The sequence below is a fragment of the Micromonospora sp. IBSANI012 genome, from assembly GCF_052814045.1.
Genome location: NZ_CP199933.1, coordinates 1,592,119 through 1,607,004 on the forward strand (window position 1 = coordinate 1,592,119; position 14,886 = coordinate 1,607,004).

Here is a 14,886-nt window from a genome sequence, read left to right on the forward strand (position 1 = left end):
CCCGGCGCCCCGCGCGCCGCGAGTGCACTTACAGAGAAAGAGTGGCTATTCCGGAAGGAATAGCCACTCTTTCTCTGTATCTGCCGACCCCACGCGCGTCCGCCTGCGGGCGGGGCGGGGGTCACTCGGATTCGGCGAGGATGGCGTAGAGCTTGCGGCGGGTCTCGTCGAGGACCTGGGCGGCGCGTTCCCGCTGGTCGTCGGTGCCGGTCATCATCACCTGGCGCAGCGCGTTCATCGCCTGCGCGCCGGCGTCGCGGATGTCGTGCCAGCTGTTGACGGTGTTCTCGGCGAACTCCGCCCAGGGTGGGGTCTGCGCCGCGGCGGCGGCCTCCTCGCGGCCGGCGTCGGTGAGGCCGAACCGCTTCCGACCGCCGGCGGAGGGGTCCGTGCTGGCGGCGATGACCCCCTCGTCCTCCAGCAGCTGGAGGGTCGGGTAGATCGAGCCGGGGCTGGGTCGCCAGGCCCCGCCGGTGCGGGAGTCGATCTCCTGGATCATCTCGTAACCGTGCATCGGCCGCTCGGTGAGCAGCGCCAGCACGGCGCCGCGGACGTTCGGCCGGCGCCCGCGGCCCCGACCCCGGCCGCCCCGGCCCCCACCCCAGCCGCCGTGCCCGTGCGGGCCCGGCGGGACGGGCGGGAAGCCGAACCCGCGTCGACGGGCCTCGTGCATCGCGTGGAAGTGCTGATGGAATCCCATGCCACGATCCCTTCTCGGAATGTCGTTGATGCATCGACGATATATCGGCAACGTGTCGGCGACAAGTGGTTGGCCGAGGCGGGCACCAAACCGTACGTACGTCTTGTTAGAGTGTCGGCGTGCGCCTGCTTCCCGAACCGGGTCCGGCCCGGACCCTCGCCCTCTCCACGCTGGTCAACACGGTCGGCCGGGGCACCTGGCTGACCGTCAGCGCGCTCTTCCTCACCCGGTCGGTCGGCCTCTCGGTGCGCGAGGTCGGCGTCGGCCTCACCGTCACCGCGCTGGTCAGCCTGATCGCCAGCACGCCGATGGGATACCTGGCCGACCGGCACGGCCCGCGCGGCATCCAGCTCGCCGCGCTGGTCGCCTCCGGCGTCTTCACCGCCGCCCTGGTGGCCGTCCGGTCGTTCCCGACGTTCCTGGTCGTCGGCGTGCTGATGGCGGTCGCCGACGCTGCCAGCCGGGGCGCCCGGGGCGCGCTGATCGCCGGAGCCGTCCCCGCCGACCAGCGGGTCCGCACGCGGGCCTGGCTGCGCGCCGTCACCAACGTCGGGATCTCGGTCGGCGCCGTGGTCGCCGGCGTCGGGCTCGCCGCCGACACCCGCGCCGCGTACGTCGCGCTGATCCTGCTCGACTGCGTCACCTACCTGCTGGCGGCGGTGGTGCTGCTCCGGCTGGCGCCGGTCCCGCCCGTGCCGGCGCCCACGCACGGGCCACGGCTGATCGCGCTGCGGGACCGCCCCTTCCTGGCCTTCACCGTGCTCGACGGGCTGATGTCGATGCACTTCGGGCTGCTCAACATCGCCCTGCCGCTCTGGATCGCCGACCACACCACGGCGCCGCACTGGCTCATCTCGGCCTGCATGCTGGTCAACACGGTGACGGTGGTGCTCTTCCAGGTCCGCGCCTCCCGGGGCACCGAGGAGCTGCCCGGGGCCGCGCGGGCCGCCCGGCGGGCCGGCGTGGTCATCGCGGTGGCCTGCGCGCTCTTCGCCGCCAGCGCCGGCGTGCCGACCCCGGTCGCCGTGGCGCTGCTGCTGGCCGGGGCGCTGGTGCACGTGGTCGGCGAGCTGTGGCATGCGGCGGCGGGCTGGGGCATCTCCTTCGGCCTCGCCCCGGCCCGGGCGCAGGGCCAGTACCAGGGGGCGTACGGGATGGGCATGCAGCTCGGCGGGATGGTCGCCCCGGTGGTGGTGACCAGTCTCGCGGTCGGCTGGGGCGCGCCCGGCTGGCTGGTGCTCGGCGGGTTGTTCCTGGTGCTCGGCGCGCTGGTGCCGCCGGTGGTGCGGTGGGCGGCGCGGACCCGGCCGGCCGAGCCGGTGGCCGAACCTGTCACCGTCTGACCGGTCGACCGGCGAGTGGCCGCCCACATCTGGCAGGCTGGTAGCCGTGCTGACGGTGCCGGTACGCCAACTGGGGGAGTCGGAGCGCCGCGCGGTCGAGCGGCTGCTCGACCTCGACCCGTTCGCGGGCGCGCAGGTCGCCGAGCGGGTCGCCGCCCGTGGCCTGGCCTGGTGGCGGGCCGAGGGGCGGATCCTGGGGTACGGGGCGCGCCGCAACCTGGAGTCGATCTGCTGGCTGGGCGGCAACCTGACCCCGGTGCTCGCCTCGGAGCCGGCCGTCGCCGCCTTCGCCGAGCAGCTCGCCGCCGAGGAGCGCCTCTGCTCCTCGATCGTCGGGCGGGCCGACGCCGTGCTCGGCCTCTGGGACCGGCTTTCCACCCACTGGGGTCCGGCCCGGGACGTCCGCCCCAACCAGCCGCTGCTGGCCACCGACGCGCTGCCCCCGGTCTCCGCCGACCCGCAGGTGCGCCGGGTGCGCGCCGCCGAGATCGACCGGCTCTTCCCGGCGGCGGTGGCGATGTACACCGAGGAGGTCGGCGTCTCGCCGCTGGCCGAAGACGGTGGGCGGGCCTACCGGCGGCGGGTCACCGACCTGGTGCGGGCCGGTCGGGCGTACGCCCGGTTCGTCGACGGCCGGGTGGTCTTCAAGGCCGAACTGGCCGTGGTGACCCGGCGTACCGCGCAGGTCCAGGGGGTCTGGGTGGCCCCCGAGTGGCGCGGGCGGGGGATCGCCACCGCGGCGATGGCGGCGGTGGTGCGTGACGCGCTGCTGCGGGTCGCGCCGACCGTGAGCCTCTACGTCAACGACTTCAACCTGCCCGCCCGCCGGGTGTATGAGCGCTGCGGCTTCCAGCCGGTCGGCACCCTCGCCACCGTGCTGTTCTGACCCGTCCCGCCCGCCGGTCATGGCGGGGATCACGCCCGCTCCAGTCGGGGAACCGGACGTACGGCGCTATGCTGGGCATGTTTTTATACTGACCAGTCAGTTCAAGCATGTCGGGATGTTGAGTGAAGATCGTCGAGGCGCACGGGTTGGGTCTGCGCACCCGCCGGGGCTGGGTGTACCGGGACGTCGATCTGACGGCCGAGGCGGGGGAGCTGCACGTCGTCACCGGGCCGCCCGGCAGCGGGCGCACCTCGCTGCTGCTCGCCCTGGCCGGCCGCTTCCCGCACAACGAGGGCACCCTGCGCACCCGGGGGCCGGCCGCGCTCGGCCAGGTCGCCGGGGTGCACGAGCCCGACCCCGCGCTCACCGTCGCCGAGCACCTCCAGGAGCGGCTGCTGCTGCTCGGGCCCGTCCCGCGCCGCCGTCGCCAACTGGTGCCAGTGGCCGCCGTCCGGGCCCGCCGGGCGTACCGGCGGGACGCCTTCGCCGCCGCGATCGCCGGGGCGGGCTTCACCGACGTACCCCTCGATCCGGACGTGCGCGGCCGCGACCTCACCCCGCAGCAGCGGCAGGTCCTCGGCCTGGTCCTGGCCACCCTGAGCGGCCCCAGCCTGATCGTCGCCGACGACGTGGACGCCGGCTCCGACGCCCCCGAACGGGCCTGGCTCTGGGATGCCCTGGCCCGCCTCGCCGACCAGGGCTACGCGGTGGTCGCCAGCGCCCGCGCGGTCGAGCCCGGCGCCCGGGCCGTCGTGCACCGGCTCGGCGACCCGTCGCTGCCAGTCCGTCCCGACCTCAGCCTCCCGGCCACCACCGTCCCAGCGCGCACCGTCGCCGTCCCTGCCCAGGCCGTCCCGACGGACGCCACCGACCCCGACGCGACCACCGACCCCGACGCGACCGCCGACCCCGACGCGACCGCCGACCCCGACGCGACCGCCGACCCGGAGGGCGCCGGCGACCCGGCCGACGACCCCGCCACCCCCGACATCGTCGACCCCGAGGTGAACCGATGAGCGTCTTCCGCCTCGCCCGCTTCGAGCTGCGCCGGATGACCCGGGGCCGGCTGCCGCGCGCCGCGCTCGCCGTGCTGACCGTGATCCCCCTGCTCTACGGCGCCCTCTACCTCTACGCCTTCTGGGACCCGTACGGGCACATGGACCGGATCCCGGTGGCGCTGGTCAACGCCGACCGGCCTGCCACCGCCGGCGACGGCACGGTGGTGCACGCCGGCCGGGACCTCACCGACGAGCTGCTCGACCGCAAGGTCTTCGGCTGGCACGTTACCGACGCCGACGACGCCACGGCCGGCCTGCGCAGCGGCCGCTACCACCTGGTCTTCTCCATCCCGGCGGACTTCTCCGCCACCCTCGTCGCCAGCCCCGAGCCCGACCAGCCGGCCCGCCGCGGCGAGCTGCGGGTGGTCAACGACGACGCCACCAACTACCTCTCCGGCCTGCTCGCCCGCTCCGCGTTCAGCGAGATCCGGGCCGCCGCCGCGGAGAGCACCGCCAGCGGCTACTTCGACAAGATGCTGGTCGGGTTCACCGACCTGAAGGCCGAGACCGGCAAGGCCGCCGACGGCGCCGGCCAGCTCGCCGACGGGCTCGGCACCTCCCAGGACGGCGCCGGGCAGCTCGCCAACGGGCTGGACCGCTCGGAGGCGGGCGCCGGGCAGCTCGCCGCCGGGCTGGACCGCAGCGCCCAGGGCGCCGACCAGCTCTCCTCCGGCCTCGACGAACTCCGCACCGGCGCGACCCAGCTCGCCGACGGCAGCGCCCAGGCGGCCACCGCCACCCGGGCCGCCGCCGACAAGGTGGACGCCCTCGCGGACCGGGCCGAGCCGTTCCTGCGCGAGAACGCCGACGAGATCGGCACGGCCGCCACCGTCATCGCCGAGGGCGCCGACGCGCTGGCCGACGGGCTCGACACGCTGCCCGAGCAGGCCGACGCCGTGCTGACCCAGGCGCGCAAGGTCGCCGACCGCCTCGACGCGCTCGTCGCGGCGCATCCCGAACTCGCCGACGACCCGACCGTCACCGCCGCCCGCGCCGCCGCCGACAAGGCCGTCGCCGAGGCCGAGGACCTGGCCGCCACCATCGACCGGACCGACCTGGCCGCGCTGCAGAAGCAGATGCGGCAGGTCGCCGCCGCCGCCCGCGAGGTGGCCGCCGCCGCGCCGCACCTCGCCGACGACGTGGCCGGCGCCAACGCCAAGGTGCACCGGCTCGCGGACGCCATCGACAGGATCGCGAAGGGCAACGCCGAGCTGCGGGACGGGCTCGGCACCGCCGCCACCGGCGCCGACCAGCTGCGGGGCGGGCTGTTCCGGCTCTCCACCGGGGCCCGGGACCTCGACGGCGGGCTCGCCCGGCTCAGCGGGGGCAGCGACCGGCTCGCCGCCGGCCTGACCAAGCTGGAGGGTGGCGCCGGCCAGCTCGCCGACGGGCTGACCGCGGGGGAGAAGAAGATCCCCGGGTACGACGACGCGGCCGACCGGGCCGGCGTCCTCGGCGACCCGGTCTCGCTGGACCGCACGTCCGAGCACCCCGCCGGCTCGTACGGCGTCGGGTTCGCCCCGTACTTCCTCGGGCTGGCGCTCTGGGTCGGCGCGATGATCACGTACATGCTGCTGCGGCCGGTGAACCAGCGGCACGTGATGTCCGACGCGCCCGCCTGGCGGGTCGCGCTCGCCGGCTGGCTGCCCGCCGCGGCGATCGGACTGGCCCAGGCCGGCGTGCTCTTCACCGTGGTCACCCTGGTGCTCGGCCTCGACCCGGAGTACCCGGCGGCGACGTTCGGGCTGCTCGCGCTGACCTCGCTGGCGTTCACCGCGATCATGCAGTGGCTCGGCGCGCAGCTCGGCCCCGCCGGGCGGCTCGCCTCGCTGGCCCTGCTGATGCTCCAGCTCACCTCCTCCGGCGGCACCTACCCGGTGCAGACCTCGCCCGACTTCTTCCAGGCCGTCCACCCGTGGCTGCCGATGACGTACGTGGTGCAGGGGCTGCGGCACACCATCAACGGCGGCTCGTCGGCGACCGTGGTCACCGGCGCGCTGGTCATCGTCGCCTTCGGCGCGGCGGCGCTGGTGCTCACCGTCAACGCGGCGCGCCGGTCCCGGCGACTGACCCCGGCGAAGCTGCACCCCGAACTGACCATGTGAGGATGCTGATGGGCCGGACGGGGGTACGCGAGCAGCCCCTCCCCGGCTCGCACCGGTCCGCCACGGGCCGGTCGGGCGGACGGGGAGGGCGAGTGACGGACGGACGGTCGCGGCGGCGGGAGGACACCCGGCAGCGCCTCTTCGTGGCGGCGGTGGAACTCATCGCCGAGCAGGGCTTCTCCGCCACCACCGTGGACGACATCGCGGCCCGCGCCGGGGTGGCCAAGGGCACCGTCTACTACAACTTCGAGTCCAAGACGGTCCTCTTCGAGGAGCTGCTGCGGCACGGCATCGGCCTGCTCACCGCCGACTTCCGGGCCGCCGTGGCCGACCTGCCGCCGCGCGAGGCGCTCGCCGCCCTGGTCCGCGCCGAGCTGGAGTACATCCGGCGCTACCGGGCCTTCGCCCAGCTGCTGCTCTCGGAGATGTGGCGGACCAACCGCGAGTGGCAGCAGACCCTGCGCCTGCTGCGCGGGGAGGCGATCGAGGTGATCGCCGACACCGTCCGGGCCGGGGTGGCCAGCGGTGACCTCCCCGCCGACCTGGACGTGCGGACCGCCTCGTCGGCGCTGTTCGGCGTCGGTCTGGTGGTGGCCGTGGACTGGCTGGTCTTCCAGCCGGAGCGACCGATCGAGGACGTGCAGGAGGCGCTGCTCGGCATCGTCCGGCGGGTCGCCCAGACCTGACCCCCGGGGGAGCGCCGGGCAGGTCGGGGCGCGGGTGGGGGCGCGGTAATTGCGTTGATTCGTCGCGGCCGGAGGGCCAGGCTGGGACGTACCGCCACCACCCCGAGTCCGGAGGGACCCTCCCATGCGCCTGCTCCGTGATCTCTGGGCCACCGCGCCACGCCGGATGGCGGTCGTGGTCGTCCTGATCGTGCTCGGCGCCGCGGGGCAGGCCGCCGCCTCGGCCCTGGCCGGCCCGGTCCTGGTGCACCGGTCCGCCGCCTTCTTCGCCCTACTGGTGGTGGCGCTGGTCGCGGCCGTCCTCAGCGACCTCGTCATCGGCCTGCTGATGGCCGGGCTCACCGCCGACTGGTCCGCCGACGTCCGCCGCCGGCTCTGCCGGGTGGCGCTCGGGCAGGACCTGACCACGCTGGAGACCACGCCGGTCGGCGAGCTGCTGGACCGGATCGACAACGACGTCTACCAGGTCGCCTCCGAGCTGCGGAACACCGGCGTACGGCTCGTCCAGGGGCTGGCGGTCTGCCTGCTGGCCACGGTCAGCGCCCTGTTCGTCTGGTGGCCGGCCGGTGTCGGCATGCTCGTGCTCACCGCCCTGCTCGGCGTCGTGCTGCGCCGCCCCACCGCGCGCATCGCCCCGGCCCGGATGGCCGAGGAGGAGGCCTGGTCGGACCTCGCCGCCGTGATGGAGGAGGCGGTGCACGGCCAGGACGACGTGCGGACCAGCCTGGCCCGGCCGTACGTGCTGCGCCTCTACGCCGGGCGCGCCGCCGAGGTGCTGGCCCGGTGCCGTCGGGTGTTCCTGATGTCCGCGCGGGTCACCACGATCGCCGCCGGCGCGATCCGCGCCGGCATCGCCGCCGTGGTGCTCGGCGGGGCCTGGGCACTGGCCACCGGCCGGATCGACGGCGCCCGGCTGACCGCGATCTGGCTGCTGGCCATCGCCTTCGGGGCCACCGTTGAGCACATCGCCCGCTGGGTGCCCCACCTGCAGTACGCCCTCGGCGCGTGGGCCCGGGTGCAACTGCTCTCCGACGCCCGGCAGGAGCCGGCGGGCGGCGCGGCCCCGGCCGAGGGCGACCTGAGCGTCCGCGGGCTCACCTTCCACTACCCGGACACCGCCGACGGCGAGCGGGGGCCGGCGCTGCGCGACATCCGGCTCGCCTTCGTCCGCGGCCGGTCGTACGCCCTGGTCGGGCGGACCGGGTCGGGCAAGTCGACGCTGGCCAAGGTGCTCACCCGCGCGGTCGACGTGCCGCGCGGCACGGTCTTCCTCGGCGACACCGACCTGGTGGACCTGGACGTCGAGCAGTTGCGCCGGTGGGTCGCCGTGGTCCCGCAGCGCACCGAGATCCTGGCCGGGACGCTGGCCGAGAACGTCGCGCTCTTCGACCCCGATCTGCTCGACGACGCCACCCGGGCGCTGGAGGAGCTGGGGCTGGCCGGCTGGATCGCCGAGCTGCCCGACGGCGTCCGGACCCGGCTGGGCGAGGGCGGGCACGTCCTCTCCGCCGGTCAGGAACAGCTGGTGGCGTTCGCCCGGATCCTGGTCCGCGACCCGCACGTGGTGATCCTCGACGAGGCCACCGCCCGGTTGGACCCGGTCACCGAGACCCGGGTGCGCCAGGCCACCGAGCGGCTGCTCACCGACCGGATCGGCATCGTCATCGCGCACCGCCTCTCCTCGGTGCGCCGCTGCGACGAGGTGGTGGTGATGGCCGACGGCGCGGTGCTGGAGGCCGGCCCGCTGCGCGAGTCGGAACGCTTCGCCGAACTGCTGGCCAGCAGCCACGCCGCCGCGTACGCCCCGGCCGGCGCGGGCCGGGGCGGGGTGGACCTGCTGCCCGGGCCACGCGACCCGTGGGAGCTGGAGCCGCCGGCGTCGGCACCGGCTCAGGTCGAGCGGCCGGTCACCGTGCCGGTGCCGAAGACCGACCCGCCGCCGCTGCCCGCGCCGCCGCCGGCGCGCACCATGCGGGAGATCCTCCGGCTGGGCACCAACGACCCGAGGTACGGCCTGGTGTCGGTCGCCATGTTCGTCGTGATCACACTGCTCGGCCTGGACGGCGCGGTGCTGCCCTGGCTCTGGGCGGACGTGGTCGACGGCGGCAGCCCGTGGCTGCCCGCGCTCGGCATCGCCGCCGCGCTGCTGGTCGTCCTGCCGCTGCCGTTCTACACCAACCTGTGGTTCCCGCAGTGGTGGGTACGCCAGATGCTGCGGATCAGCCTGCGCCTGGTGCACGGGCAGACCGGGGCGCGCCGGGTCAGCGGGCACACCCCGGCGGAGGTGGTCGCCCAGAGCGGCGACACCGAGCGGGTGGTGCAGCTCGCCGACAACCTGATGGACCAGTTCATCGCCCTGGCGATCGTGGCCACCATGACGGCGGTGACCGGCAGCTTCGTACCGGCGCTCTTCTTCGCCGGGACGATGGTGGTCTCCGGGCTGGCGGCGACGCTGTTCGGGCCCCGGCTGGAGCGGTCCGCCCGGGGCACGGTGGCGGCGCGGGCGGCCTTCGCCACCGCGCTGGTCTCCGCGCTCTCCGCGGCCCGCACGGTGAAGCTGGCCGGCGCCACCCGGCCGGTGCTGACCCACCTGGCCGCCCTGGACACCGTGCGCAGCGACCGGCAGCGCCGGGAGATCTCCGCGCAGGTGTGGGCGCGGTCCACGCCGTCGCTGGTCAGCGGCCTGCTGCCGATCGGCGCGTGGGCGCTCTACCTGGCCGGTGGGCTCTCCGCCGGGGCGACCCTGGTGGCGGTCTCCACGCTCGGCGCGGCCCGCTGGTTCGCCTGGACCACCGCGTCACTGGTCTCGCACTACCCGTCGGCGCGGGTCTGGACCCGGCGGACGGCGGCGATGTGCGGGGTCGGGACGTACTCGGCGGCGGTCCCCGGGGTCGACCTGGCCGCCGGCACCGCGCCCGCGCCCGTGCCGCCGGCCCGGCGTCCGCTGCGCCGGCTGGAGCTGGCCGGCTTCGGTGCCCTGCACTCCGACGGCACCCTGGCCGTGCGGGACGTCGACCTGACCGTCGACCGGGGGCAGCTGGTGCTGGTCGTCGGGCCGGTCGGCTCCGGCAAGTCCTCGCTGCTGCGCGCGCTGGCCGGGATCGTGCACCACATCGGCACGCTGCGCTGGAACGGTGAGCCGGTGACCGAGCCGGAGCTGTTCCTGCGCCCGCAGCAGGTGGGGTACGTCGGGCAGCTGCCCCGGGTGCTCTCCGGCACGGTCGCCGACAACATCGCGCTCGGCCACGAGGTGGACGCGGCCGGGGCGGTGTCGACCGCGCAGCTCGACCACGACCTGGCCGCCGCCGGGGGCGGGCTCGGGCTGCTCATCGGGCACAAGGGGACCCGGCTGTCCGGCGGCCAGTTGCAGCGGCTGGCGCTGGCCCGGGCGCTGGCACCGCGTACCGAGCTGCTGGTGGCCGACGACGTCTCGTCGGCGCTGGACGTCACCACCGAGCTGGCGCTCTGGGCGGCGCTGCGCGAGCACGGCGTGACCGTGGTCGGCTCGACGTCGAAACGCGCGGCCCTGGTCCGGGCCGACCACGTGGTGGTCCTGCGCGACGGGGCGGTCGCCGCCCAGGGCCCCTGGCGCGACCTGGAGGACGACTGGGGCCACCTGGCCGGCTGACCCCGGCCGGATGATCGACGGTTCGCGGCGTGTCGCGGTGTCCCTGGACGGGGACACCGCGACACGCCGCGAACGGAGTGGATCAAGGGTGGAACGGCCGACCGGTCAGAAGGCGCGGGCGTACTGGTCGGGCCAGCCGGGGTGGGCGCCGAGCTTGGCGGCGGCGCGGCGGGGCCAGTACGGGTCCCGGAGCAGTTCCCGGCCGAGCAGCACCAGGTCGGCCTCGCCGCCGGCGACGATCTGCTCGGCCTGCTCCGGCTCGACGATCAGGCCGACCGCGCCGGTGAGCACCCCGGCGTCGCGGCGGATCCGCGCGGCGAGGGGCACCTGGTAGCCGGGCCCGACCGGGATGCTCGCCCGGGCCGCCGCGCCGCCGGAGGAGGCGTCGACCAGGTCGACCCCGGCGGCGGCGAGTTCGCCGGCGAGCACGACGCTGTCCTCGACGGTCCAGCCGCCCTCGACCCAGTCGGTGGCCGAGATCCGGGTGAGCACCGGCACCTGCTCGCCGACGGCGGCGCGCACCGCGCGGGCCACCTCCAGGGTGAGCCGCATCCGGGCGGTCCGGTCGCCGCCGTAGCCGTCGGTGCGGTGGTTGGTCAGCGGGGACAGGAACTCGTGCAGCAGGTAGCCGTGCGCGGCGTGGATCTCCACCGCGCCGAAGCCGGCATCGACCGCCCGGCCGGCGGCGGTGGCGAAGGCGGACACCACGCGGGCGATCCCGGCCTCGTCGAGCGCCGTCGGCTCGCGGTGGTCGGGGAGGAACGGCTCGGCGCCGGGGCCGACCGGGGTCCAGCCGCCCTCGGCGTCCGGCACGCCGCCGCGCCCGGCCCACGGCCGGTACGTCGACGCCTTGATCCCGGCGTGCGCGAGCTGCACCGCCGGCACCGCGCCCTGGGCGGCGACGAACCCGGTGACCGGGCGCCAGGCGTCGACGTGGGCGTCGGACCAGAGCCCGGTGTCCTGCGGGCTGATCCGCCCCTCGGGCACGACGGCGGTGGCCTCGGTGAGGATCAGGCCGGCGCCGCCGACGGCCCGGGAGCCGAGGTGGATCCGGTGCCAGTCGGTGGGCAGGCCGTCCGGGCCGGCGCTGTACTGGCACATCGGGGCGAGGGCGACCCGGTTGGGCAGGGTGACCGCGCGCAGGGTGAGCGGGGTGAACAGGGCACTCATGTCGGTGATCCTCCGTCAGCGGTGGCGAGGAGGGCCCTGCCGGGCAGGGCCCTCCTCGATCAGCGGTCGGGCCGGGCGGGCTCAGGCAGGGACCGGGGTCAGCCCGTCCTGCCGGGTCGGCCGCTCGGTCTCCTCGGCGTCGGTCAGCTCACGCCGGCCGGCGGAGTCGTACGCGGCCCGGTCCAGGGTGCCCTCCCGGGCGGCGACGATGGTCGGCACCAGCGCCTGCCCGGCCACGTTGGTGGCGGTGCGGATCATGTCCAGGATCGGGTCGATGGCCAGCAGCAGGCCGGCGCCGGCCAGCGGCAGACCCAGCGTGCTCAGGGTCAGGGTGAGCATCACGATCGCGCCGGTCAGGCCGGCGGTGGCCGCCGAGCCGACCACCGAGACGAAGGCGATCAGCAGGTAGTCGGTGACGCCCAGGTCCACCCCGAAGACCTGCGCGACGAAGATCGCCGCCAGGGCCGGGTAGATCGCCGCGCAGCCGTCCATCTTCGTGGTGGCGCCGAACGGCACCGCGAACGAGGCGTACTCGCGGGGGACGCCGAGGCGCTCGACGGAACGCTGGGTCACCGGCATGGTGCCCACCGAGGAGCGGGAGACGAAGGCCAGCTCGATGGCCGGCCACGCGCCGGCGAAGAAGCGCAGCGGGTTGAGCCGGCCGGCCGCCACCAGCAGCAGCGGGTAGACCACGAACAGCACGATCGCGCAGCCGACGTAGACGGCGGTGGTGAACTTCGCGAGCGGGGCGATCAGGTCCCAGCCGTACGAGGCGACGGCGTTGCCGATCAGGCCGAGGGTGCCGATCGGGGCGAGCCGGATCACCCACCAGAGCGCCTTCTGCACGATCTCCAGCAGCGAGCGGTTGAGCGCCACGAACGGCTCGGCCGCCTCGCCGACCAGCAGCGCGGCGGCGCCGACCACCAGGGCGAGGAAGACGATCTGGAGCACGTTGCCCTCGACGAACGCGCCGACCGGGTTGGTCGGCACGATGCCGGTGAGGAAGTCGGTCCAGGAGCCGGTCTTCTTCGGCGCGGCCGCGCCGGCCAGGTCGAGGCTGACCCCCTTGCCGGGGTCGGTCAGCAGGCCGAGGCCGATGCCGACGCCGACCGCGATCAGCGCGGTGGCGCCGAACCAGAGCAGCGTCTTCAGCGCCAGCCGGGCGGCGTTGGCCACGCCGCGCAGGCTGACCACGCTGACCACGATGGCGGTGAAGACCAGCGGCGGGACGGCCAGCTTGAGCAGCTGGACGAAGAGGCCGCCGATGGTGTCGAGGGTGCTGGCCAGCCAGCTCAGGTCATTGGCGCGGGCGAGGAAGCCCAGCGCCACGCCGAGGACGAGGCCGAGCAGGATCTGTGCGGAAAAGGGAAACTTGCGCAGGGCGGAAGCCATGAGGATGCGTCCAAGGTCTGTCGGTGGTCGGTGCGGGCGGCGTCAGAGAGCGGGCCGCGCCGGACAGACGCCGCTGGCCTGCAGTCGGAGATCGACGTACAGGCGCACGGTGAGGTGCCAGACATTGGTCATCGCCTGGCGACGCTACTCCCGGCCACCGCGCAACGGGAAGGACCGAAGGGCGTGAGGCTCCTTACAGGGCGCGGTTGCCGTCCGTTGACCGCTTCGTCACGGCCGGGTCCCGGCGCAGGCCCAGCGCCGTCGCCGCCGCCAGGCCCCAGCCGAAGGTCACCGCCAGCAGCACCCGCTCCAGGCCGCCCACCAACCCGCCCCGACCGGCGATCAGCATGGCCAGCGCGATCGCGCCGGACAGCGGCAGCGCCAGCGCCCCGCCCAGGGCCGAGATCCGACGCACCGCGGGCGTCGTCGCCGGGGACCAGGCCAGCGCGAGCATCGCGAAGACCACCGCCGCCACCCCGGCGATGCTCGACCCGCCGTGCACCAGGTCCGCCACCGTCGCCGCCTCGAACGGCGGCAGCGGACAGCCCGTGCTGCACGTCACCACCGCGGAGAGCAGGGTGAACCCGCTGCCCGCGCCGAGCAGCGCCGCGGCGAGGCGCAGCGCCGCCGGCAGCGCGGCGGCGAGCAGCAGCAGCGCCGCGGCCAGGGCGAAGACCCCGATCCGGTACGTCGGGGCGTACGCGCTGTCGGCGACGCCGGCCTCGCTGACGTACCCGGTCAGGCCCGGACCGGGACCGGCGACCACGGCGACGATCACCGCGACGGTGCCGGCCAGCACACAGCCGGCGGCGGCCGACGCGGCGGCGGCCCGGGCGGGGCCGACGGCCCGGTCCGGCTCAGCCACGCCCGTGCGGCGTGGTCCAGCCGTGCAGGTCCGGGCCGAGCGGCACGATCCGGGTCGGGTTGATCATCTCGTGGGTGGCGTAGTAGTGCCGTTTGATCTGGTCGAAGTCGACCGTCTCCCCGAACCCCGGCGTCTGGAACAGGTCCCGCGCGTACGCCCAGAGCACCGGCATCTCGGTCAGCTTCTGCCGGTTGCACTTGAAGTGCCCGTGGTACGCCACGTCGAAGCGGACCAGGGTGGTGAACAGCCGGACGTCCGCCTCGGTGATCTGCTCGCCCATCAGGTAGCGGCGCCCGGCCAGCCGCTCCGACAGCGCGTCCAGCCGGGCGAAGAGCGCGGTGTACGCCTCGTCGTACGCCTCCTGGGAGGTGGCGAAGCCGCACCGGTAGACGCCGTTGTTGACGTCCCGGTGGATCTCGGCCATCAACGCGTTCATCTCCGGACGCAGCTCGACGGGGTAGAGGTCCGGCGCGCCCGGGGCGTGAAACCGCCGCCACTCGGTGGAGAAGTCCAGCGTGAGCTGGGGGTAGTCGTTGGTGACCACCCGCCCGGTGAGCGTGTCGATCAGCGCCGGCACGGTCACCCGGCCGGTGTAGTCCGGGTCGGTGGACAGGTACGCGTCGGAGAGGTAGCCGATGCCGAGCACCGGGTCGAAGCCGTCCGGGTCGAGGCTGAACCGCCAGCCCCGCTCGTCCCGGATCGGGTCGACCGTGCCCAGCGAGACGACCTCATCCAGGCCGAGCAGGCTGCGCACGATCCGCGCCCGGTGCGCCCACGGGCAGGCGCGGCACCAGATCAGCCGGTAGCGGCCCGGCTCCAGCGGCCAGCGGTCCTGCTCGTCCGGCCCGCCACCGGGCGGCGAGGTGGAGTGCGGGGTGACCCGACCGGTGAACCGGTTGGGCTGGCGGACGAACGCGCCGCCGCCGGCGGTCTCTGCGCTGAACTGGGCCCGGGCCATGCCGTCAACCTATCCGCTCGGCGCGTGGATATCCTGGCGCTCGGGCGTCCCCGCGACCCGGGCCGACGCGCCGCCGCCGAGCCCCTTCCACCCCC

11 protein-coding genes are annotated in these 14,886 nt (G+C 75.2%); 6 read left to right on the forward strand and 5 right to left on the reverse strand.

What is annotated here, in order from left to right:
- Positions 1-121: 121 nt before the first annotated feature.
- Positions 122-700 (reverse strand): PadR family transcriptional regulator, encoded by a 579-nt coding sequence (locus ACTWM8_RS07545; protein ID WP_446213178.1) that lies wholly within the window; start codon positions 698-700, stop codon positions 122-124.
- A gap of 119 nt (positions 701-819) precedes the next feature.
- On the opposite strand from ACTWM8_RS07545, the gene ACTWM8_RS07550 reads away from it, so the two are divergent.
- From ACTWM8_RS07550 to ACTWM8_RS07575, 6 genes are all read left to right on the forward strand, one after another.
- On the forward strand, positions 820-2,043 hold the full coding sequence (locus ACTWM8_RS07550; RefSeq protein ID WP_446213179.1) for an MFS transporter: 1,224 nt from the start codon (positions 820-822) through the stop codon (positions 2,041-2,043).
- Between the two features lie 46 nt (positions 2,044-2,089).
- Positions 2,090-2,929 carry a GNAT family N-acetyltransferase gene (locus ACTWM8_RS07555; RefSeq protein ID WP_154943514.1) on the forward strand — a complete coding sequence of 280 codons (840 nt, stop codon included), beginning with the start codon at positions 2,090-2,092 and terminating at the stop codon, positions 2,927-2,929.
- A 122-nt stretch (positions 2,930-3,051) separates the two neighbouring features.
- A complete protein-coding gene (locus ACTWM8_RS07560) occupies positions 3,052-3,945 on the forward strand; it encodes an ATP-binding cassette domain-containing protein (protein ID WP_446213180.1) in 894 nt (297 codons plus the stop codon).
- Positions 3,942-6,092: a YhgE/Pip family protein gene (locus tag ACTWM8_RS07565; RefSeq protein WP_446213181.1), complete on the forward strand. Its 2,151-nt coding sequence runs from the start codon at positions 3,942-3,944 to the stop codon at positions 6,090-6,092. The genes ACTWM8_RS07560 and ACTWM8_RS07565 overlap by 4 nt, the downstream gene beginning before the upstream one ends.
- 92 nt (positions 6,093-6,184) lie before the next feature.
- Positions 6,185-6,778: a TetR/AcrR family transcriptional regulator gene (locus tag ACTWM8_RS07570; protein WP_446213182.1), complete on the forward strand. Its 594-nt coding sequence runs from the start codon at positions 6,185-6,187 to the stop codon at positions 6,776-6,778.
- Between the two features lie 124 nt (positions 6,779-6,902).
- Positions 6,903-10,406 carry an ATP-binding cassette domain-containing protein gene (locus ACTWM8_RS07575; RefSeq protein ID WP_446213183.1) on the forward strand — a complete coding sequence of 1,168 codons (3,504 nt, stop codon included), beginning with the start codon at positions 6,903-6,905 and terminating at the stop codon, positions 10,404-10,406.
- 105 nt (positions 10,407-10,511) lie between these two features.
- Here the strand turns inward: ACTWM8_RS07575 and ACTWM8_RS07580 are convergent, their stop codons facing one another.
- From ACTWM8_RS07580 to ACTWM8_RS07595, 4 genes are all read right to left on the reverse strand, one after another.
- Positions 10,512-11,576, reverse strand: coding sequence for an NADH:flavin oxidoreductase/NADH oxidase (locus tag ACTWM8_RS07580; protein ID WP_446213184.1), 1,065 nt, complete (start codon positions 11,574-11,576; stop codon positions 10,512-10,514).
- Positions 11,577-11,657: 81 nt separating this feature from the next.
- The gene (locus ACTWM8_RS07585; RefSeq protein ID WP_446214489.1) at positions 11,658-12,956 is read right to left on the reverse strand and encodes a dicarboxylate/amino acid:cation symporter; all 1,299 of its coding nucleotides are present in this window, start codon (positions 12,954-12,956) and stop codon (positions 11,658-11,660) included.
- Positions 12,957-13,161: 205 nt separating this feature from the next.
- The gene (locus tag ACTWM8_RS07590) at positions 13,162-13,833 is read right to left on the reverse strand and encodes a DUF998 domain-containing protein (protein WP_446213185.1); all 672 of its coding nucleotides are present in this window, start codon (positions 13,831-13,833) and stop codon (positions 13,162-13,164) included.
- Positions 13,826-14,791, reverse strand: a complete 966-nt coding sequence (locus ACTWM8_RS07595; protein WP_446213186.1) for a glutathione S-transferase family protein — start codon at positions 14,789-14,791, stop codon at positions 13,826-13,828. Before ACTWM8_RS07595 ends, ACTWM8_RS07590 begins: the two co-directional genes overlap by 8 nt.
- Between the last annotated feature and the right edge of the window lie 95 nt (positions 14,792-14,886).